Source organism: Streptomyces spinoverrucosus, from assembly GCF_006539505.1.
GTDB classification, from domain to species: domain Bacteria; phylum Actinomycetota; class Actinomycetes; order Streptomycetales; family Streptomycetaceae; genus Streptomyces; species Streptomyces spinoverrucosus.
On sequence record NZ_BJND01000042.1, the window covers coordinates 83,870 to 101,418 of the forward strand.

Here is a 17,549-nt window from a genome sequence, read left to right on the forward strand (position 1 = left end):
GGTCACGCCATCGGGACTTTTCTCGCGGGGTCACATCCCGGTGGAGCCGTCGATGCATTCGCGCAGGAGATCGGCGTGGCCGTTGTGCCGTGCGTACTCGGCGATCATGTCCACCATGATCCTTCGCAGGGAGATCGGCTCACCGGTCCTCTTGCGGATCCCTGTTTCATCCAGCGATGCGGCAGCGGCCGTGATCTGCCTGGAGTGCTCGCACTCCGCACGCCAGACGGCGAAGGCTTCGTCGACGTCACCGTCCAGGCTGTCGAAATCCTGGTCGGGGTCGTCGTCGGAGTAGTAGAGCATCGGAACGTTCTCGCCGGCGAACTGGATGCGGAACCACCAGCGCTCGACGCCGGCCAGATGCCGCACCATGCCATGCAGGGACAGGCCGGACGGCGGCACCGCTCGTTCGGACAGCCGCTCCGGAGGCACGCCGGCGCACTTGAGCTCGAAGGTTGCACGGTGCCAGTCCAGGACGGCACTCAGGATCTCCCTCTCACTCCCGACGGCGGGCGGGGTCGGGCGGGTGTCGTTGTTCCACCGGGGTGCGTAGTGCTTGGGGGCGGCTTTGCCGGTCATCGTCTGCCTTCCTGGTCGGGGATGGGCCGAGTCTGACAGGCACCACTGACATCGGGTCGCTCGCGGCTTCTGCAAGTCTCCTTTGGCTGTGAGGAGTTGGGCCTTGCCGGAGTCCTTCGCCTGATCGCCTTTCGTGCCCCTGCCGATAATTGCCTTTCGTGCCCTGCCGAGCCGTAGCTAGTGTTCGCGCAGCGAGTGACTCACGAGGAGCGAAGACATGGTCGGTCGTTCGAGCACGCGTTGACGTGAGGCCGTAAGCGGTCTGTCATCGCGTGCTGCCCTTGATGCGCGGCACAGCGAGCCTTCCTTTCGCGCTGCCTGACATGGTCGGTGCACCTGACGTGCGCCGGTTGGCGGGTCTCGTCTTCGGTCATCCGAGGGGTCCCTGTGCCGTCCTCTTCCTCTGCTGTATCCGATTCCGGTCGACCTGTTCCGTCAAGCCTGTGGCGGAACGGCGACTTCCGCAGGCTCTGGGTGGGTCAGACCGCCTCCCAACTGGGCGAACATGCAGGTCTGGTGGTTCTGCCGCTCTTCGCCGTCCTGACGCTCAACGCCGGTGCCGGCGAGTTGGGCGCCCTGCGCGCGGTGGGGCAGGCACCGATCCTGCTGCTGTCGCTTCTCGCCGGCGCGTGGGTGGACAGGTGGCGGACCCGCACGTTGATGGTGCTGACGGACGCCGGTCGGGCCCTGGCGCTGGGCGCCGCCGCCGTGGCCGGACTCCTTGGTTGGCTCGGACTGCCCGCGCTGCTAGTGGTCGCCTTCGTCGTCGGGGCGCTGTCCGTGGTTTTCGACGTGGCCTACCAGGCGTCTCTTGTACGGCTGGTGCAACGGGATCAGTTGGTACGGGGCAACAGCGCGCTCGAGGGCAGTCGGTCCGCCGCGCAGATCGGCGGTCCCGCCCTCGGCGGTGCGCTGGTGTCTGTGCTGTCGGCGCCGATCGCCGCCGCCTCCAGCGCAGCGTTTTTCGCGCTGTCGTTCCTGTCGATCCGACGGATCGGGCGCCGCGAGACCATCCCGGAACCGGAACGCTCGGAACGTCCTGCCCGGGTCTGGCGGCGGATCCATGAGGGCCTCCGCTTTGTCGTCGGCGACACCTCGCTGTGGACTGTGTGCCTCGCGTCAGCCGCCTTCCAGTTCTTCTTCGCGGCCGTGATGACCGTCTATCTGCTGTTCCTGCCACGGGACCTGCAGCTGTCGGGCACCGCCGTCGGGCTGGCACTCGCGGCGACGGGGCCGGGCGCGCTCCTGGGCTCGCTGCTGGCCGCCCGCCTGCCGAGTCGCTTCGGATACGGCACTGTGCTCGTATCCGCCGCAGCACTTGGCGACGGCGTGTTCCTGTTTGTGCCCGCGCTGCACGGCTCCTCTGCGGTGACGGTTCTCGCGCTCCTTATGGTCAACTTCGTCTTCGGGACCTTCAGCCAGCTGGTGAACGTCACGGTCATGGCCGTCCGGCAGACCGTCACGCCGGACGGGATGCAGGGCCGCGTGGCCGCGACGATCAACTTCGTCGGCATGGGGATGACCCCGTTCGGCTCGCTGCTCGGCGGCGTTCTCGCGGAAGCGTGGGGGACGCGCACGAGCCTCCTGGTAGCAGCCGCAGGCATGCTGCTGTCGCCGGCACTGATGGCCCTGTCCCCACTCGCCCGCCTGGGACGGACGCTCCCCGCCCCGCCGGACACTCCGGTCCCGTCGGCGTGACGGCAGCCGGGCTGTGGGGGTTCGGCCCGCTCAGGACGGCCCGCTCAGGATCCTTGCCGTGAATGCGGCCAGTTCGGCCCGTAGGTGCTCTCGGGGCAGGTTTCTCGGGCCGGTCAGGTGGTCGACGAGGTCGGCGCGGACCGCGGCCAGCAGGGCGTGTGCGGTGAAGTCGCTGCCGGTGTAGCCGGGGAGCCGGTCCAGGGTGTCCCGGAGTGTGGCGTGCCACCAGTCGTAGTGCTGGGTGCGGTAGGGGCTGTTGCCCGCGCCGGACTCCTCCAGGGCGAGGGAGAGGTGCCGGTGGTCGAGCTTGAAGCAGAGGAGGGCGTCGAGGAGGGCGGGGACGCGTTCCTGGGGTGGGGTGTCGGGGCCGAGGGGGTGGGGGCCGTCCGTGACGGCCTGGCGGATTGGTTCCAGGCGGGCCTCGTACAGGGCGCGGATCAGGCCCGGACGGTCGCCGAAGCCGCGGAAGAGCGTGCCCTTGCCGACGCCGGCGGCGGCCGCGATGTGGGCCATGGTCACCTGTTCGGGGCTGTCGCTCTCGGCGAACAGCCGGTCGGCCGCCGCGAGTACGGCCTCGCGGTTGCGCGCTGCGTCCGCACGGGGCTTGCGCTCGGGCACGCCACATCCTCCAGAAGCCAGAAACCAGAAGCCGGTCGTCGGTTGCATAACCGGACCGGCGGTCCGTATGTTGGGGCACAGTAAGCGGACCGCTGGTCCGCATAGTCTCGTATCGTATCCGAGGGGACACCCATGACCACACCCACCCAGCCGGCGGAGCTGTACCGCCATGGCCTGCGGCTGCTGCTCGACAAGAACATCCCCGCCTGGGTCGACCTGTGGGACGACGACGGAGTGTTCGAATTCCCGTTCGCGCCCGACGGGTGGCCGAGGCGGCTGGAGGGCAAGGCTGCCGTCGCCGATTACATGCGCGGCTACCCGGACCACATCGACCTCCACGACATCCCCGACCTGAAGATCCACCGGACCGACGACCCCGGGACCATCGTGGTCGAGATGCGCGGTGTGGGACGGCTGGTGAAGAGTGGAGAGCCCTACGACATGGCGTACATCGCCGTCGTGACGGTCACCGACGGACGGATCACCCACTACCGCGACTACTGGAATCCCCTCGCCATCCCCCAGGACGGCGCCGCCGACTTCACGGGGGCGGGCGGCCGATGAGCGCGACGCTGGTTCTGGGAGCCACCGGTACCACCGGCAGCCGCGTGTGCGCGCAGCTGGCCGCGCGCGGGGTCCCGGTCAGGGCGGCCGGTCGGCGGGCCAATACCGGGCCGGGGACGGTGCGCTTCGACTGGTACGACCCCGGCACCTACGACGATGCGCTCAGCGGCGCCGACCGCGTCTACCTCGTCCCACCCCTGGCCACGTCCACACCCGCCGACGTCATGCTGCCCGTCCTGGAGAAGGCCCGCGCGGCGGGCGTACGACGGGCCGTGCTGCTCGGTTCCTCGGCGATCCCCGCCGGAGGCCCGGCCGTCGGGCAGGTGCACCAGGCGTTGCCCGCGCTGTTCGAGGAGTGGGCCGTGCTGCGGCCGTCGTGGTTCATGCAGAACTTCACCGGCGACCACCAGCACGCCCGTACGATCCGCGAAGAGGGCGTGATCATGACCGCGACGGGCGAGGGGCGCGTGGCGTTCGTCGACGCCGACGACATCGCGGCCGTCGCCACGCACGCGCTGACCGACGCCCAGGCGCCCAACACCGATCTCGTCATCACCGGCCCGGAGGCGCTCAGCCACGCCGACGTCGCCGCCGTCCTGACCGAGGTCACCGGGCGTACGGTCACCCACCACCCGCTGACGTACGAGGACCTGCGCGATCGCCTGGCGGCCGCGAGGCCGTACGAGTTCGCCACCATGCTCGCCGACCTGGAACGGGCGATCGCCGAAGGGGCCGAGGACCGCACCACCGACACCGTGCTCCGCCTCACGGGCCGCCCGCCGCGCAGCTTCCGTGCCCATGTGGAGCGGACCGGCCCTCGGTAGGCTCGGGCCATGGTGCAGAGCAAGGCTGAAGACGTCGACGCATATCTCGCCGAGGTGCCGGAGGAACGCCGCGAGGCGCTGGGCCGGCTGCGTGCGCTGTGCCGGGCGGAGCTGTCCGGGTTCCGTGAGGTGATGGCGTACGGGATGCCCGCCTATGAGCGCGACGGAACCGCGGAGATCGCCTTCGCCAGCCAGAAGCAGTACATCTCCTTCTATCTGATGCGCAGTGACGTCCGGGAGGCCTTCGAGGAGCGGCTGGCCGGGCAGGACATGGGCAAGGGGTGCCTGCGGTTCCGCAAGCCCGAGCTGATCGACTTCGATCTGGTGCGCGATCTGCTGAAGGCAACGGCCGCCGGTCCGGGGCAGGTCTGCTGAGCGGCAGCCGTCGCAGGAGCGCGTCCTGGTCGCAGGCCGAGTAGAGGTCGGCCGGTCAGTGGCCTGCTTCCTTCAACTCCCGCACAAGTTTGGCCGCCACGGGGGTGGATACGTCGTGCTGCTCGGCCGCGCGGAGCAACGCGCCGCCGATGGCGTCCAGTTCCAGAGGGCGGCCTGCCTCGGCGTCGCGTTGCATGGACGACTTGGTGCCCGGCGGGAAGGCGTCGAAGCGGGCGAGTGCCTCGGCCGGGTCGGCGGGGCCGCCGCAGGCGCGGCTGACGGCCGCCGTTTCCGCGACGAGGGCGGTGAGTTCGTCGCGGTGGTGGGTGCGGATGTCGCCGAGGGGGAGGGCGTAGCGGGTGGTCAGCAGGGCGAAGGGGGCGAGGAACGCCATCTTCGCCCAAAGGGCGGCCGCCTCGTCGTCCAGGACGCGGGTGGTGAGGCCGGCGGTCGTGAAGGCGGCGGCCAGGGTGTCGAGGCGGTGCCGGGGGACGGGGTCGCCGGTCAGGTCGATCTCGGCGAAGGGGCTGGTGTGTTCGATCTCGCCCGGGGTGACGCGGGTGGACTCGACGCGGATGACGGCGGGGGCGACCTGGTGGGGGCGGTAGCGGGAGCGTAGGTGGGTGGGGTGTTCCACGCCGTTGAGGAAGGGGACGAGCAGGGCGTCGCCGAGGGCGGGGGCGGGGATACGGGGGAGTGCGGCGTCGAGGGTGGTGTGCTTGACGGTGATCAGGCAGGCGTCGACCGGTTCGCGGAGTTCGGTGTCGGCTTCGACGGGGGTGGTGAAGTCGCCGTAGCGGGGGCTGCGGACGTGGATGCCGGTGGTGCGGAGGGTGTGGGCCGTGGTGTCGCCGGCCAGGCAGATCACGCGGTGGCCGGCGCGGGCGAGGAGGGCGGCGAGCAGGCCGCCTACGCCGCCGGGGCCCAGGACGGCCACGGTGAGCTTGTCGTGCGCCATGTGTGGTTCCTCTCGTCGGTCGGCCCCGGGGAGGTGGCCGCCTTGGAGTGGATCATCGCAGGGGGGAGTGGGAGGGGGCGAGAGGGGGACTGGGGCATTTTTGAGGGGTGCGGTTCTGAAGGTGCGGTTCTGAGGGCTGTGGTTTGAACTGGTTTGAAGGGTGCCGGTTGCGGGGTGGGCGGGAGTCGGGGTGGGCGGGAGACTGGGGGTATGTGCCGCAGTATCAAGACGCTTCGTCCGCCTGTATTGCCCGAGGAGGCCACTGAGGCCGAGATCCGGGCTGCCGCTTTGCAGTATGTGCGGAAGGTTTCCGGGTTTCGGGTGCCTGCCGCGCACAATCAGGAGGTTTTCGATCGGGCTGTGGATGTGATCGCCGAGGCTACGGCGGAGTTGTTGGGCGGGTTGGAGGTGCGGGGGCAGGGGGTGGCTCGTAAGGCGGGGTAGGGAGTGCTGGGCGGGGTCCGGTAAGCGTTGGTTGGGGGGCGGGCCGGCGCTCGTGCTGGGCGGGGGTCGGGTCGCTCGTCCGCGCTGGCGGGGTGCCGCTGCGCCCACCCGTGCCGCCCCAGCGGCACGACTGCCCGCAGCTACGCGGGTTGGTGACGGGTCGCAGTTAGGTGGTTGGCCTGTCCCAGCTGTGCGGGTTGGTGGCGGGTAGCAGCTGGGCGGTTGGTCTGCCTCCGCCTGCGGGGGTTTGCCTGTCTGCGGCGGCGCGGGTTGGTGACGGGTCATAGCTAGGCGGATTCCCTGCCCCAGCTGCGCGGTTTGCCGTTCGCGCTGTGTGGGTTTGGTGACCGGTCGTAGCTGCGCGGTTTTGGCTGCCCGCTGCTCTGCGGGGTGCTGTCCGGCCGTGGCTGGGTGGGCTCGTCGGTGGGGCAGCTTGCGTGCCGCGGTCCAGTGGTGCGCCCGCGGCCCCGCCGCGGCGGATCCTCTACGACGTCCTCGGGCGGCGCATCAAGTACGTCGCCGCCGCGCCTGCGCCGACGAGGGCCAGGGTTGAGACGGCCGTTGCCAGCCATGTCGTGCCCAGCCAGTGGGCGCCGAAGTAGCCGAGGGCGACGCTGTACGTGGCCCAGGTGAGGCCGGCCAGGGCCGACCAGGGGACGAAGTCCCGGGGGCGGCGGTGGGCGGCGCCGGCGGTGAGGGAGACGACCGAGCGGCCGGCGGGGGCGAAGCGGGCCAGGACGACCAGGGCGCCGCCGCCTCGGGCCAGCGCCGTGCCGAGACGTTCCTGCGCGGTGCTCAGGCGGGGTGAACGGGCCAGCGCGCGGTCCAGGCGGGCGCCGCCGCGCCAGGCGAGGCGGTAGGCCACCAGGTCGCCCAGCACGGACGCGGTGGTGGCGCAGAGCGTGAGGAGCAGGATGTCGGGGACGTCGGTCGGGACCTGGCCGGTCGCCGCGCCGGAGCCCGCTGCGGCCGCCGTCGCCGCCATGATGACCAGCACCCCGCTCGGCAGCACCGGAACGAACACGTCGAGCAGGATCGACGCGGCCACCATCGCGTAGATCCATGGGCTGCCCGTCAGTGACCCCACACTCTCCAGCACCGCGACTCCCCGTCATCCCCCGTAAGCCATACAGCGTACGCCTGGGGTGTGACAGGAGGTGCGCGGGGGGCTCATGTGTTCGGTGCGGGATGTTCACTTCTCATACAAAGAAACGGCGTTCCGTCAGGCCGCGACCGGCGACTCCCGCGCCTCCGTGGACGCCCCCGGGTTCCGCTTGGCCCCGGCGCGCCGGGCGAGCAGCGCGTCCAGGCTGAGGGCGCCGGAACCGGTGAAGACCAGCAGGAACAGGGCCCAGCAGAACATGGCCGAGGCCTCGCCGCCGTTCGCCATCGGCCACAGGCCCATGGGCTGGTGCACGTAGAAGTACGCGTACGCCATCGAACCCGACGCGACGAACGCGGCCACGCGGGTTCCGAGGCCCAGCATGACCAGGCCGCCGCCGATCAGCTGGATAATGGCGGCGTACCAGCCCGGCCAGGTGCCGGCGGCGATCGTGCCGCCTTCGGTGCCCGCGGCGCCGCCGAGGACGCCGAACAGGGATGCGGCGCCGTGGCAGAGGAAGAGCAGGCCGGTCACAATGCGAAACAGGCCGATTGCGTAGGGCTGAGCGGTGTGGAGGCGTTCGGTCATGTGGGGGGCTCCTTCGGTGGGCGGGTCGCGCGGACCCGTCGGGGACAGAACCGAGTGGCCCCTTCACGTTAGGCACACCTAATCAATGCTTGCAACTTCAACATTCTCTCCTTGGTGCGGCCCGGCTCCCGCCTCCGATCCCACCGCCACCCGCAGCACCGCGCGCGCCACCGCATCCGCGTCCGACAGCGTCACCGAGTCCACCCCGGGCCGCGCCCCCGCCGCCGTCACCCAGTGCACCCCCTCCGTGGGCACCCCGAACGCGAACCGCCCTTCGTGCGGCTGACCTTGACGGGCCATCAGGTGATACGGCCGCCGGGTCACGTCCAGCCCGCCCGTCTCGTATCCGTCGATCGTGTGCGGTCGGCACTGCCCGGTCCGCAGGAGGCGGGCGAGCAGTTCGTCGGCGGTGCGGCGCAGGTCGGGTTCCGGGAGCCGGGCCTCTATAAGGGTCGTCACCCGCACGGCCGACCCCGGCACCTCCGGCGAGTGCGCCACCCACGCCCCCTGCGCGCACCGCACCTCCAGCCGTGGCCCGAGCACCTCCACCACCCCGGCCTCCATGAGCGCGGTCAGTTCCTCGATGCGACGCCGGGGAGGGCCGATGGAGAGGAAGGCGTTGAGCGGGGTGTACCAGCGGTCCAGGTGGTCCCGGCGGGACACGCCGGTCAGTCCGGCGTGGTCGACGATCAGCCGGATCTCGTTGCGCAGGTCGCGCAGTACGTCGAGGGCGGCCTTCAGCGGGCCGCGCACATTACCCAGGGCGGCCTGCGCGGCGTCCTCGCGCAGATACGACAGCAGCCAGTCCCGCCAGGACCCGGGCCCGTCGAACGCCCGCCCCGCATACGGCCGGGAGACCCGCTCCCACGACCAGCGATCGGCGACCGGAACCCCGAACTCGTCCAGCAGCCGCGCCTCCTGAGGATCGCCATGAGGAACGGCGAGATACCGCTCAACGAATTCCCGAGGCCCGCCCAACGGCGTTATGGACCCGCCCACCCCCGCGCCGTCCCCGCCCAGCACCGCCGCGTAATAAACCGTCTCGACCTCCTTCGCCACCAACGGCCACACCTCCCCCAGGAAGTCCGGCGCATCCCCGGAGTCCGCGCGCTTGCGGAAGCCCGCGATTGCCTCCGGTGTGAGGACCAGGGGCTCGTGGCGGCCGTACGGGCCCTTGGCGTTGTCGCCGCGTGCCTGGTACGGGATGCCGCGTCGGGAGCCGGCGTACAGGCGGGGCTCGCGGCCGGAGGGGATGTAGCGCAACGCGTCCCCGGTGCGGACGAAGCGGCCGCCGCGGCCGGTGGTCAGCAGGGCCATGTGGTCGAAGAAGTTCAGGCCCAGGCCGCGCAGCAGCACCGGTTCGCCAGGGGACAGCGGGGTGAGGTCGACGTCCGCCGGATTGGCGGGCGGGATGTACCGCAGGCCGTTCCGGTCGGCGTACGACGTCTGCTGCCGCTGTTCCGCGTCCGGTGCCGTCGGCAGATGGCCCTGTGCGAGGACGACGGCGGCGAGCCCGGTCAGCACCCGGCCGTCGTCCAGGGCGAGGACCTGGCAGCCGTCGGGACCGTCGTCGAGCCGGACCGCGCGGGCCGTGTGGGTCTCGACGCGCACCCCCGGCGGCGCGTCCCGCACCACCCGCGCGAACACCCACTCCAGATAGCGGCCGTACTGCGCCCGGGTCGGATAGTCGTCAGGCCCGAGTTCGCCGTCCGCCCACTCGTACAGGCTCGGGCCCGGGCGGATCGGCCCCGAGCAGTCCACGCTCTCGTCCGTGAACAACGTCACCTGCGAGGCGACCGTGTTCATCAGCAGCTCGGCCGACTGCGCGGTGCGCCACACGCGTCCGGGGCCGGGCGGTGCCGGATCGATCACGTGCACCGTCAGCGGCGTCCCGGGCGGGAGGAGTTCGGCGGCGGAGGCGCACAGCCGCTCCAGCACACTCGTACCGCGCGGCCCGGCACCGACCAGGGCGATGGCCAACGACGGCGTCGAGGACGGCCCCCGCAGAAGTGCCGCCTCCGAGGGAGCGCCCGATACAGAGGGCTCCGATATCGAGGGCTCCGACATGGACTCCGCGGTCGGTGCAGACAAAGCGGTGACTCCCGGGCAGGTGCGGCACAGTGCGGCGAACCGCCCGCGCCAAGCGGACGGCCCGCCTCATCATGCCGTCGGGGACACCAGAAGCCAACGCGCGTCCCACAGGTCCCGGATGTACCTCATGCGGTGGTGAGGACCGACTCCTCCACCGTCGTCAGCCGCGCTCCGCCCCGCCCGTCCTCCCGCGTGTGCTCCAGCAGCAGCCGTGCCGAACGCCCCTTCAGCGTCAGCGTCATGAGCTGGTTGCCGAACCAGGGCCCGCCCGTGCACCGCCAGTCGATCGACGGCTGCGGCACCTTGCCGTGCCCCGCGATCCGGCGGCCCAGGAACCGCGCGACGCCGCTCCAGCCGAAGCGGAAGCCCCACTTGAGTACCGACGGGATGGAGTTGTGGACCGGCGAGCAGGTGAGCTGGAGCACGCGCGCGTGCGGCCCGCCGGAAGGCCACGTCGGCTCGGCCACGTACGCGTGATGCACATCTCCCGACAGCACGCACACGGTCGCCGGTGCCCTGTCGCCCGAGCCCACCTCGGCGATCAGCGCCGCCAGCGCGTCGAAGGACTCCGGGAAGGCCGACCAGTGCTCCAGGTCTGCCGCCCGCCGCATCTTCTCGCCCCAGCGCGCCCAGCGCTCGCCCTTCTCACCCCGGCACAGCGCCGCGTTCCAGCCCTCGGCGTCGTGCGCCAGGTGCGGCAGCAGCCAGGGGAGGGAGGCGCCGATGAGGAGATGGTCGTACGATCCCGGCTCGTCCAGCGCCTCGGTGCGCAGCCACGCCTCCTCGCCGGGGTCGAGCATCGAGCGCTTGCCCTCCGCCAGGACGCGGCCCGCGCGCGTGTCCACCATCAGCAGCCGGACGCGCCCGAAGTCGCGCCGGTAACTCCACCGCACGGACGTCGGGTTGGCGTCGGCGTCGTGGGCGAAGGCGCGCAGCAGGTCGGTGGCGTCCGGGGTGTCCCGTACGGCCGCGTAGAGCGGGTCGGCGGCCAGCTCGGTCGGGGACAGATTCCCCAGGTGCTGGTGGACCCAGTACGACATCAGGCCGCTCAGCACCCGCTCCTGCCACCAGTCCGTGGCCCGCATGTCGGCGACCCAGGATGCGGAGGTGTTCCAGTCGTCGATGACGTCGTGGTCGTCGAAGATCATGCAGGTGGGCACGGTGGACAGCAGCCAGCGCACCTGGGAGTCGAGCCAGGACTCGTAGTAGAGCTGCGTGTACTCCTCGTAGTCCGCCACTCCGCTGCCCGGCGGCTCCTTGAGATCGCGGCGGGCGGCCAGTCGGCGCTGGGTGACCTTGGAGGTCTCGTCGGCGTAGACCTGGTCGCCCAGGAGCAGCAGGACGTCCGGTCGTTCGGCCGTGGGGGCGGCTGCGATGCGGGCGGCCAGGGTGTCCAGGGCGTCGGGGCCGACCGGGTCCTTGCCGTCGGCCGGGGGCGCGGCCCAGCGGCATGAGCCGAAGGCGACCTTGACGGTGTCGTCGACGAACCCGGCGCGGATCACCGAGGGCGGCAACGGTGAGTCGGGCAGCGGCCACACGCGTGTGCCGTCGAGCAGCACCTCGTACGACGTCGTCGTCCTGGCTGTCAGGCCGGTCACCGGCACGAGGGCGTAGTGATGGCCGGCGACCTGGAAGGTGCGGGCCGTGCCGTGGGCGCCGTCGGCGCAGCGCACCTCGGCGGTGCACGGACGGCTCGCCTCGACCCAGACGGTCGCGGTCGAGTCGTCGACGTATCTCAGCAGTGGTCCCAGGCGTAGTCCCGCCACGTCATCGCCCGCCTTTGCTCCGGCCGGCGCGCCCCTGTCGGCTCGCCTCCTCCGTCGCCCCGTACGGTACGGAACGACGGAGGCCGGCGGGTAGGTTCCGGGCCAGAAAGCCAGGGCGGTGGCTGCTCAGGGCCGGTCGTGTGGATCAGGCGGCGCCGCGGGCCCTGGCGCGCGACGGACGACAGGTCCTAGCAGGACGCCAGGTAGTTGGTGAGCGCGTTCTTCTCGGCGGAGTCGACCGAGAGGTCGTAGTAGTACTTCACCTGGACCCAGGCGCGCACGTAGATGCAGCGGTAGGCGGTGCGGGACGGCATCCAGGTGGCCGGGTCCTGGTCGCCCTTGGACTGGTTGACGTTGTCGGTGACCGCGAGGAGCTGCGGGCGGGTCAGGTCGTTGGCGAAGGCCTGGCGGCGGGAGGTGGTCCAGCTGTCGGCGCCGGAGTCCCAGGCCTCGGCGAGCGGGACGAGGTGGTCGATGTCGACGTCGGAGGCGGCGTACCAGGTCGCGCCGTCGTACGGGGAGTACCAGCTGCCGCTGGTGGCGTAGCAGGAGGAGTCGGTGACGACGTTCGAGCCGTCGCGCTTGAGGACGGTCTCACGGGTGTTGCAGGAGCCCGACTGCGTGATCCAGTGCGGGAAGAGGTCCCGGTTGTAGCCGGTGCGGTCCTCGCTCGCCACGGTGAGCTGGGCGAGGTAGGAGCGGGCGGTGGCGCCGCTGACGGGGGTGGGGAGGGCGGCGGAGGCGGTGGGGGCGTTGAACAGGGCCACGGAGGCCACGAAGGCGCTGATCGCCGCGACTATGCTCAGCCGTCGACGCGCGTAGAACCTGGGCATGCGAACTCCCTTGGAGTGTGGGGGTGTTGGCGTGCGAGCGAGGGAATGCTGTCGGTGCCGTGTTGCGAACGGGTGTGCGTTGGGTGAGAAGCTAATGACGCGTGCATGACACGACAAGGTTCAAGACCGAACTTTCGGCTTCCGGGCCGTCGCGTACGATGGACGGCGCAGAAGGGGAGTAGCCCTTAGCCGGACCGTCGACATACTGCTCAGCCCGCGAGGGATCCGAGCCGGCGCCCGGAGGCGGGCCTCGATCGCGAGGCCGGCCGGCGAGACCTTCGGCAAGCAGTACACGCCCGTGCCGTACGGCACGGGTGCCACGTGTGCTGCCGTGCCGAGGTCCGATCCCCGTCAGGACTTACGACTCTCGGCCGGTGGCCCCGACCGATTGAGGAACCTTGATCAGCCTCACCGTCACGGCGCTCGTCTTCGGCGTCGTCTTCCTCGCCGAACTGCCCGACAAGACCGCACTCGCCGGGCTCGTCCTCGGCACCCGCTACCGCGCCTCGTACGTCTTCGCCGGGGTCGCCGCCGCCTTCGCGCTGCATGTCGCGCTCGCCGTCGCGGCGGGCAGTGTGCTGACGCTGCTGCCGCAGCAACTGGTGCACGCGCTGACCGGTGTGCTCTTCCTGGGCGGCGCGGCGATGCTGCTGATGAAGAAGGACGACGGCGAGGAGGAGATCCGCAGGCCGCAGGACCAGTCCTTCTGGAAGGTCTCCGGAGCCGGGTTCATGCTCATCCTGGTCGCCGAGTTCGGTGATCTCACCCAGATCATGACCGCGAATCTCGCGGCGCGCTACGACGACCCGCTGTCCGTCGGCCTGGGTGCGGTGCTGGCGCTGTGGGCGGTGGCCGCGCTGGGCATCGTCGGCGGCAGGGCGCTGATGAAGCGGGTGCCGCTGGAGCTGATCACGAAGATCGCGGCGCTGCTGATGCTCGGCCTCGGGGTGTGGAGCCTTTGGGAGGCCGTGACCGGGTGAGCTGAACGGTAGGTGAAGGGTTGGCTACGGCGGTGGCGGGAGCGCGGCTTGTTTTGTACCGTGGGGGAACAAAGTGGCTCCCGCCCGTTTTCCCTGACCGGCGGGCGGGGCCGCCTTGTCCCCCGGGCCCGGCGCCTTCGCCGCCCCTCACCCGCGTCCTGGAGCTGCCGATGACGGCCACCACCGTGCTCACCGCCCGCGCCCTCCTGCTCGACATGGACGGCACCCTCGTCAACTCCGACGCCGTCGTGGAGCGCATCTGGCGACGCTGGGCCGAGCGGCACGGGCTGGACGGGGACGAGGTCATGAAGGTCGTGCACGGGCGGCAGGGGTACGCGTCGATGGCCGTACTGCTGCCGGACCGGCCGATGGAGCAGAACCTGGCGGACAACGCGCGGATGCTCGCGGAGGAGACCGCGGACATGGAGGGCGTCGTCGCAATCCCCGGTGCGGCGGAGTTTCTGGCGTCCCTGCGGGGGCTGCCGCACGCGCTGGTGACCTCGGCGGATGTGCCGCTGTCCACGGCGCGGATGGCTGCGGCGGGGCTGGCGCTGCCGGACGTACGGGTGACCGCGGAGTCCGTGGGCGCGAGCAAGCCCGACCCCGAGGGGTTCCTCAAGGGGGCCGCCGAACTGGGGGTGGCTCCCGCGGACTGCCTGGTCTTCGAGGACTCCGGGGCGGGGATCGCGGCGGGGCGTGCTGCGGGGATGCGGGTGGTGGGGGTGGGGGCGCGGGCCTCTGTGCATCGGCCGGATGTGTTGGTGGGGGATTTGAGTGGGGTGCGGGTTGAGGCCGCGGGGGATGGGGAGATTCGGGTTTCGTTCGGGTAGGGGCCTTCCCCGCCGTCGAGCGTCAGGGCTCCGACGTCTCCGACTCCAGCTTCTCCCGGGTCTCCTCGTCGTAGACGCCCAGTTCGTCGGTCTGTACGCCGCGGGCCCACTGGTAGTTGCGTACGGCGTTCTCGACCTCTCGCGTGTAGTGGCCGTGCGGGTCGTCGTTGTACAGGTACAGCTGGTGCAGGCGGAGTTGGAGCTCTGTCACCTCGGGGCCGGAATCGCCTCCGCGGAGGGTCTGGGCGGGCTCGTCCCGGGCCGAGGGGGTCAGGGAGCCCGTTGCGCGAGCCGTGGGTGGGGGCGGCTGGGTGGGGGTGGGCGTGGGTGTCGGGGACGCCGGTGGTGTGGTGAGCGTCAGGGTCGGGCTTGGTGTCGGCGTCGGGGACGGGGATTCCGGTGTCGGGGTCGTCGCCGGTGGTGTCGTTGCCGTCGGTGTCGGGCTCGGCTGCGTTGTGCGGGGCTCCGGGACTGCCTCTCGTACCGACTCCGGAGCCGCGCTGTCCCGGGCCGGGGGCTCGTACGAGAACAGGCCGCTCGCGAAACCTGCCGCCGCTGCCGCCGTGATCACCACGCCGGACGCCGCCAGCAGTGCCGTGCGGTGGCGAGGGGTGCGGGGGCGTGCCTCGGGTTCCGTGGCCTGCGTGGTGGTCGGAGTGGGCGGCGGCGGGAGCGGGGGGAGCGGCAGGGTCAGTTCCGCCGGGGGTGCCGCCTCGGCCGGCGTGTCCGGTGCGGTCGCGTCCAGGGCGACGTAGGGGCGTATGCGCAGGGGGTCGAAGTCCTCCGCCGCCGCCTGTTCCGCCGTACGCGCGTCGCGCAGGGCCTCGGCGGCGCGTTCGCCGCAGGCGCACGACGGGGTGTTGTCCGCCCCTCTGGGCGCCCCGCACTCCGGGCACTGGTGTCCCTTCGGCTCCGCCACGCGTCCGTCCCTCCCCTCGCGGCCGCCCCGTGGTCCCGGAGAAGCCGCCCCGTGGGCTAGAGATTATGCAGATCCCGTGTGCGTCGTGTTCGCGAAGCCCCCGTAATCGCGCCGGAATGACCGCCTCCAAAAGGGCTCGACAGGCCATAACCGGGCACACCGCCCACGATGGAGGAGGTGACGACCGGCGAGCAGCCCCGGAGGTGCGCATGGTCGGGGAGACGCACGGCGGCAGGGCCGCGCAGGTGCCGGGTGCCGTGGACCGGGAGCAGGTGTCCGGGAACGTGCTCGTGTCGATCGGCGCGCTGCTGCTCGGCATGTTGCTCGCCGCCCTCGATCAGACGATCGTGGCGACCGCGCTGCCGACCATCGTCAGCGAGCTCGGCGGGCTGCAGCATCTGTCCTGGGTCGTCACCGCGTATCTGCTGGCCTCGACCGCCGCGACGCCGCTGTGGGGGAAGCTGGGGGACCAGTACGGGCGGAAGCGGCTGTTCCAGGCCGCCATCGTGATTTTTCTCGTCGGCTCCGTGCTGTGCGGGATCGCGCAGGACATGCCGCAGCTCATCGCGTTCCGTGCGGTGCAGGGACTGGGTGGTGGCGGGCTGATCGTTTTGTCGATGGCGATCGTCGGGGATCTGGTTCCGCCGCGTGACCGAGGGCGGTATCAGGGGCTGTTCGGTGCGGTCTTCGGGGCGTCGAGTGTGCTCGGGCCGTTGCTGGGTGGGGTGTTCACCGAGCATCTGAGCTGGCGGTGGGTCTTCTACATCAACCTGCCGGTGGGGGTCGTCGCGCTTGTCGTGATCGCGAGTGTGCTGCGTCTGCCGCGTACGGCGACCCGGCATGTCATCGACTATCTCGGCACCTTCCTCGTCGCCGCCGTCGCCACCTGTCTGGTTCTGGTCGCCTCGCTCGGCGGCACCACCTGGGGGTGGGGCTCACCGCAGATCGTCGGGCTGGTCGTGGTGGCCGTCGTGCTCGCCGTGGTGTTCGTCGTCGTTGAACGGCGGGCGGCGGAGCCTGTGCTGCCGTTGAAGCTGTTCCGCATCCGTACGTTCGCCCTCGCGGCCGCGATCAGCCTGATCATCGGGTTCGCGATGTTCGGCGCGATGACGTATCTGCCGACCTTCCTCCAGGTCGTCCAGGGTGTCTCGCCGACCATGTCGGGTGTGCACATGCTGCCGATGGTGCTGGGGCTGCTGCTGGCCTCGACCGGGTCCGGGCAGATCGTCAGCCGGACCGGGCGGTGGAAGGTCTTTCCCGTCGTGGGCACCTTTGTCACCACAGTCGGGCTGCTGTTGCTCGACGAGCTCGACGAGCACAGTTCCGACGTCGTGATCAGCGGTTCGTTCTTCGTGTTCGGCTTTGGGCTCGGGCTGGTCATGCAGGTGCTGGTGCTCATCGTGCAGAACGCGGTGTCGTACGAGGATCTGGGCGTCGCCACCTCCGGGGCGACCTTCTTCCGTTCGATCGGGGCGGCGTTCGGTGTCGCTGTGTTCGGTACGGTCTTCGCGGGGCGCCTCGATGATCAGCTGGCGTCCGCCTTTCGTGGTGTGCCGCTGCCGGGCGGTGTGTCCATCGAGGGGCTGGAGGCGGATCCGCGGGGGATCGGCGATCTGCCGCCGGAGCTGCGGGCGCCGGCGTTGCACGCCTACGCGTCTGCCATCACGGATGTATTTCTGTACGCCGCTCCTGTCGCGTTCCTCGCCTTTGTGCTGGCGTGGTTCCTGAAGGAGGACCGGCTGCGGGTGTCCGTCACGGCGCCCGATGTCACCGAGACGCTCGCGAGCAATCCGGTGGAGCGGTCGTCGTACGACGAGGTGTGCCGTGCGTTGTCGGTGCTCGGGACGCGGGAGGGGCGGCAGGAGGTGTACCGGAAGATCGCGGTGCGGGCGGGGTACGACGAGCTGGTGCCTGCGGCGAGTTGGCTGCTGCTGCGGATCAAGAGGTACGGGCGGGTGGAGCCGGGGGTGCTCGCCGAGCGCAGTACCGTGCCGCTGGGGGTCATCCTCGAAGGGGCCCGGCAGGTCGAGGTGCGGCGGCTTGCCGTGCGCGACGGTCTCGACCTTGTGCTGACCGAGCAGGGGCGTGTGGTGGCCGAACGGCTGGCGCGGGCGCGGGAGGAGTCGCTGGCCGAGTTGCTCGGTGACTGGTGGGGGCCGGAGCGGCCTACCGATCTGGTGCAGCTGGTGCGGGAGTTGAACGAGGAGCTGTGCGGGTCGGATCGGGAGCAGCCGCATGATGTGCGGGCGGGGGTGCGGTTCAGGTAAGGGGCGGGTGCCTGCGGCGGCCTTGGGCTGTGGGTGCGTGGTGGCGGTAGGGCCTACGGGTGCCGGTGCCATGCCTGCGGCGGCCTGTGGCTGTGGGTGCGTGGTTGCTGTAG

Annotated in this window: 17 protein-coding genes; 8 read left to right on the forward strand and 9 right to left on the reverse strand. The window is 71.0% G+C overall.

The window, feature by feature from the left end; genetic code table 11:
• Positions 1 to 30: 30 nt before the first annotated feature.
• Positions 31 to 579: a DinB family protein gene (locus SSP24_RS26935; RefSeq protein WP_141312296.1), complete on the reverse strand. Its 549-nt coding sequence runs from the start codon at positions 577 to 579 to the stop codon at positions 31 to 33.
• A 387-nt stretch (positions 580 to 966) separates the two neighbouring features.
• On the opposite strand from SSP24_RS26935, the gene SSP24_RS26940 reads away from it, so the two are divergent.
• Positions 967 to 2,277: an MFS transporter gene (locus SSP24_RS26940; protein WP_308439632.1), complete on the forward strand. Its 1,311-nt coding sequence runs from the start codon at positions 967 to 969 to the stop codon at positions 2,275 to 2,277.
• 30 nt (positions 2,278 to 2,307) lie between these two features.
• Here SSP24_RS26940 and SSP24_RS26945 read toward each other — a convergent pair whose 3' ends face one another.
• Positions 2,308 to 2,895, reverse strand: coding sequence for a TetR/AcrR family transcriptional regulator (locus SSP24_RS26945; protein WP_141312297.1), 588 nt, complete (start codon positions 2,893 to 2,895; stop codon positions 2,308 to 2,310).
• A 132-nt stretch (positions 2,896 to 3,027) separates the two neighbouring features.
• Between SSP24_RS26945 and SSP24_RS26950 the strand changes: the two genes are divergently transcribed.
• Genes SSP24_RS26950 through SSP24_RS26960 form a run of 3 tightly spaced genes read left to right on the forward strand, consistent with a single transcriptional unit; the run spans position 3,028 to position 4,658 of the window.
• Positions 3,028 to 3,459 carry a nuclear transport factor 2 family protein gene (locus tag SSP24_RS26950; protein WP_141312298.1) on the forward strand — a complete coding sequence of 144 codons (432 nt, stop codon included), beginning with the start codon at positions 3,028 to 3,030 and terminating at the stop codon, positions 3,457 to 3,459.
• Positions 3,456 to 4,283: an NAD(P)H-binding protein gene (locus SSP24_RS26955; RefSeq protein WP_141312299.1), complete on the forward strand. Its 828-nt coding sequence runs from the start codon at positions 3,456 to 3,458 to the stop codon at positions 4,281 to 4,283. Before SSP24_RS26950 ends, SSP24_RS26955 begins: the two co-directional genes overlap by 4 nt.
• A gap of 9 nt (positions 4,284 to 4,292) precedes the next feature.
• A complete protein-coding gene (locus tag SSP24_RS26960) occupies positions 4,293 to 4,658 on the forward strand; it encodes an iron chaperone (protein WP_141312300.1) in 366 nt (121 codons plus the stop codon).
• A 55-nt stretch (positions 4,659 to 4,713) separates the two neighbouring features.
• On the opposite strand, the gene SSP24_RS26965 is transcribed toward SSP24_RS26960, so the two are convergent.
• Positions 4,714 to 5,616: a ketopantoate reductase family protein gene (locus tag SSP24_RS26965; RefSeq protein WP_141312301.1), complete on the reverse strand. Its 903-nt coding sequence runs from the start codon at positions 5,614 to 5,616 to the stop codon at positions 4,714 to 4,716.
• A 210-nt stretch (positions 5,617 to 5,826) separates the two neighbouring features.
• Between SSP24_RS26965 and SSP24_RS26970 the strand changes: the two genes are divergently transcribed.
• Positions 5,827 to 6,060, forward strand: coding sequence for a DUF2277 domain-containing protein (locus SSP24_RS26970; RefSeq protein ID WP_141312302.1), 234 nt, complete (start codon positions 5,827 to 5,829; stop codon positions 6,058 to 6,060).
• Positions 6,061 to 6,544: 484 nt separating this feature from the next.
• Here SSP24_RS26970 and SSP24_RS26980 read toward each other — a convergent pair whose 3' ends face one another.
• From SSP24_RS26980 to SSP24_RS27000, 5 genes are all read right to left on the reverse strand, one after another.
• A complete protein-coding gene (locus SSP24_RS26980) occupies positions 6,545 to 7,159 on the reverse strand; it encodes a DedA family protein (RefSeq protein WP_167529718.1) in 615 nt (204 codons plus the stop codon).
• Between the two features lie 123 nt (positions 7,160 to 7,282).
• A complete protein-coding gene (locus tag SSP24_RS26985; RefSeq protein WP_141312304.1) occupies positions 7,283 to 7,750 on the reverse strand; it encodes a DoxX family protein in 468 nt (155 codons plus the stop codon).
• A 78-nt stretch (positions 7,751 to 7,828) separates the two neighbouring features.
• On the reverse strand, positions 7,829 to 9,730 hold the full coding sequence (locus tag SSP24_RS26990; RefSeq protein ID WP_229865143.1) for an FAD/NAD(P)-binding protein: 1,902 nt from the start codon (positions 9,728 to 9,730) through the stop codon (positions 7,829 to 7,831).
• Positions 9,731 to 9,966: 236 nt separating this feature from the next.
• Positions 9,967 to 11,607, reverse strand: a complete 1,641-nt coding sequence (locus SSP24_RS26995) for an alkaline phosphatase D family protein (RefSeq protein ID WP_141312306.1) — start codon at positions 11,605 to 11,607, stop codon at positions 9,967 to 9,969.
• 188 nt (positions 11,608 to 11,795) lie between these two features.
• Positions 11,796 to 12,440, reverse strand: coding sequence for an HNH endonuclease family protein (locus tag SSP24_RS27000; protein WP_141312307.1), 645 nt, complete (start codon positions 12,438 to 12,440; stop codon positions 11,796 to 11,798).
• A 398-nt stretch (positions 12,441 to 12,838) separates the two neighbouring features.
• Between SSP24_RS27000 and SSP24_RS27005 the strand changes: the two genes are divergently transcribed.
• Entirely contained in the window at positions 12,839 to 13,420 is a 582-nt protein-coding gene (locus SSP24_RS27005; protein ID WP_141312308.1) for a TMEM165/GDT1 family protein, read from the forward strand.
• 170 nt (positions 13,421 to 13,590) lie between these two features.
• Positions 13,591 to 14,250 carry an HAD-IA family hydrolase gene (locus tag SSP24_RS27010; protein ID WP_174864719.1) on the forward strand — a complete coding sequence of 220 codons (660 nt, stop codon included), beginning with the start codon at positions 13,591 to 13,593 and terminating at the stop codon, positions 14,248 to 14,250.
• A 22-nt stretch (positions 14,251 to 14,272) separates the two neighbouring features.
• Here the strand turns inward: SSP24_RS27010 and SSP24_RS27015 are convergent, their stop codons facing one another.
• A complete protein-coding gene (locus SSP24_RS27015; protein WP_141312309.1) occupies positions 14,273 to 15,169 on the reverse strand; it encodes a peptidoglycan-binding domain-containing protein in 897 nt (298 codons plus the stop codon).
• 116 nt (positions 15,170 to 15,285) lie between these two features.
• Between SSP24_RS27015 and SSP24_RS27020 the strand changes: the two genes are divergently transcribed.
• Positions 15,286 to 17,436, forward strand: coding sequence for an MDR family MFS transporter (locus tag SSP24_RS27020; protein ID WP_141312310.1), 2,151 nt, complete (start codon positions 15,286 to 15,288; stop codon positions 17,434 to 17,436).
• The last annotated feature ends 113 nt before the right edge of the window (positions 17,437 to 17,549 follow it).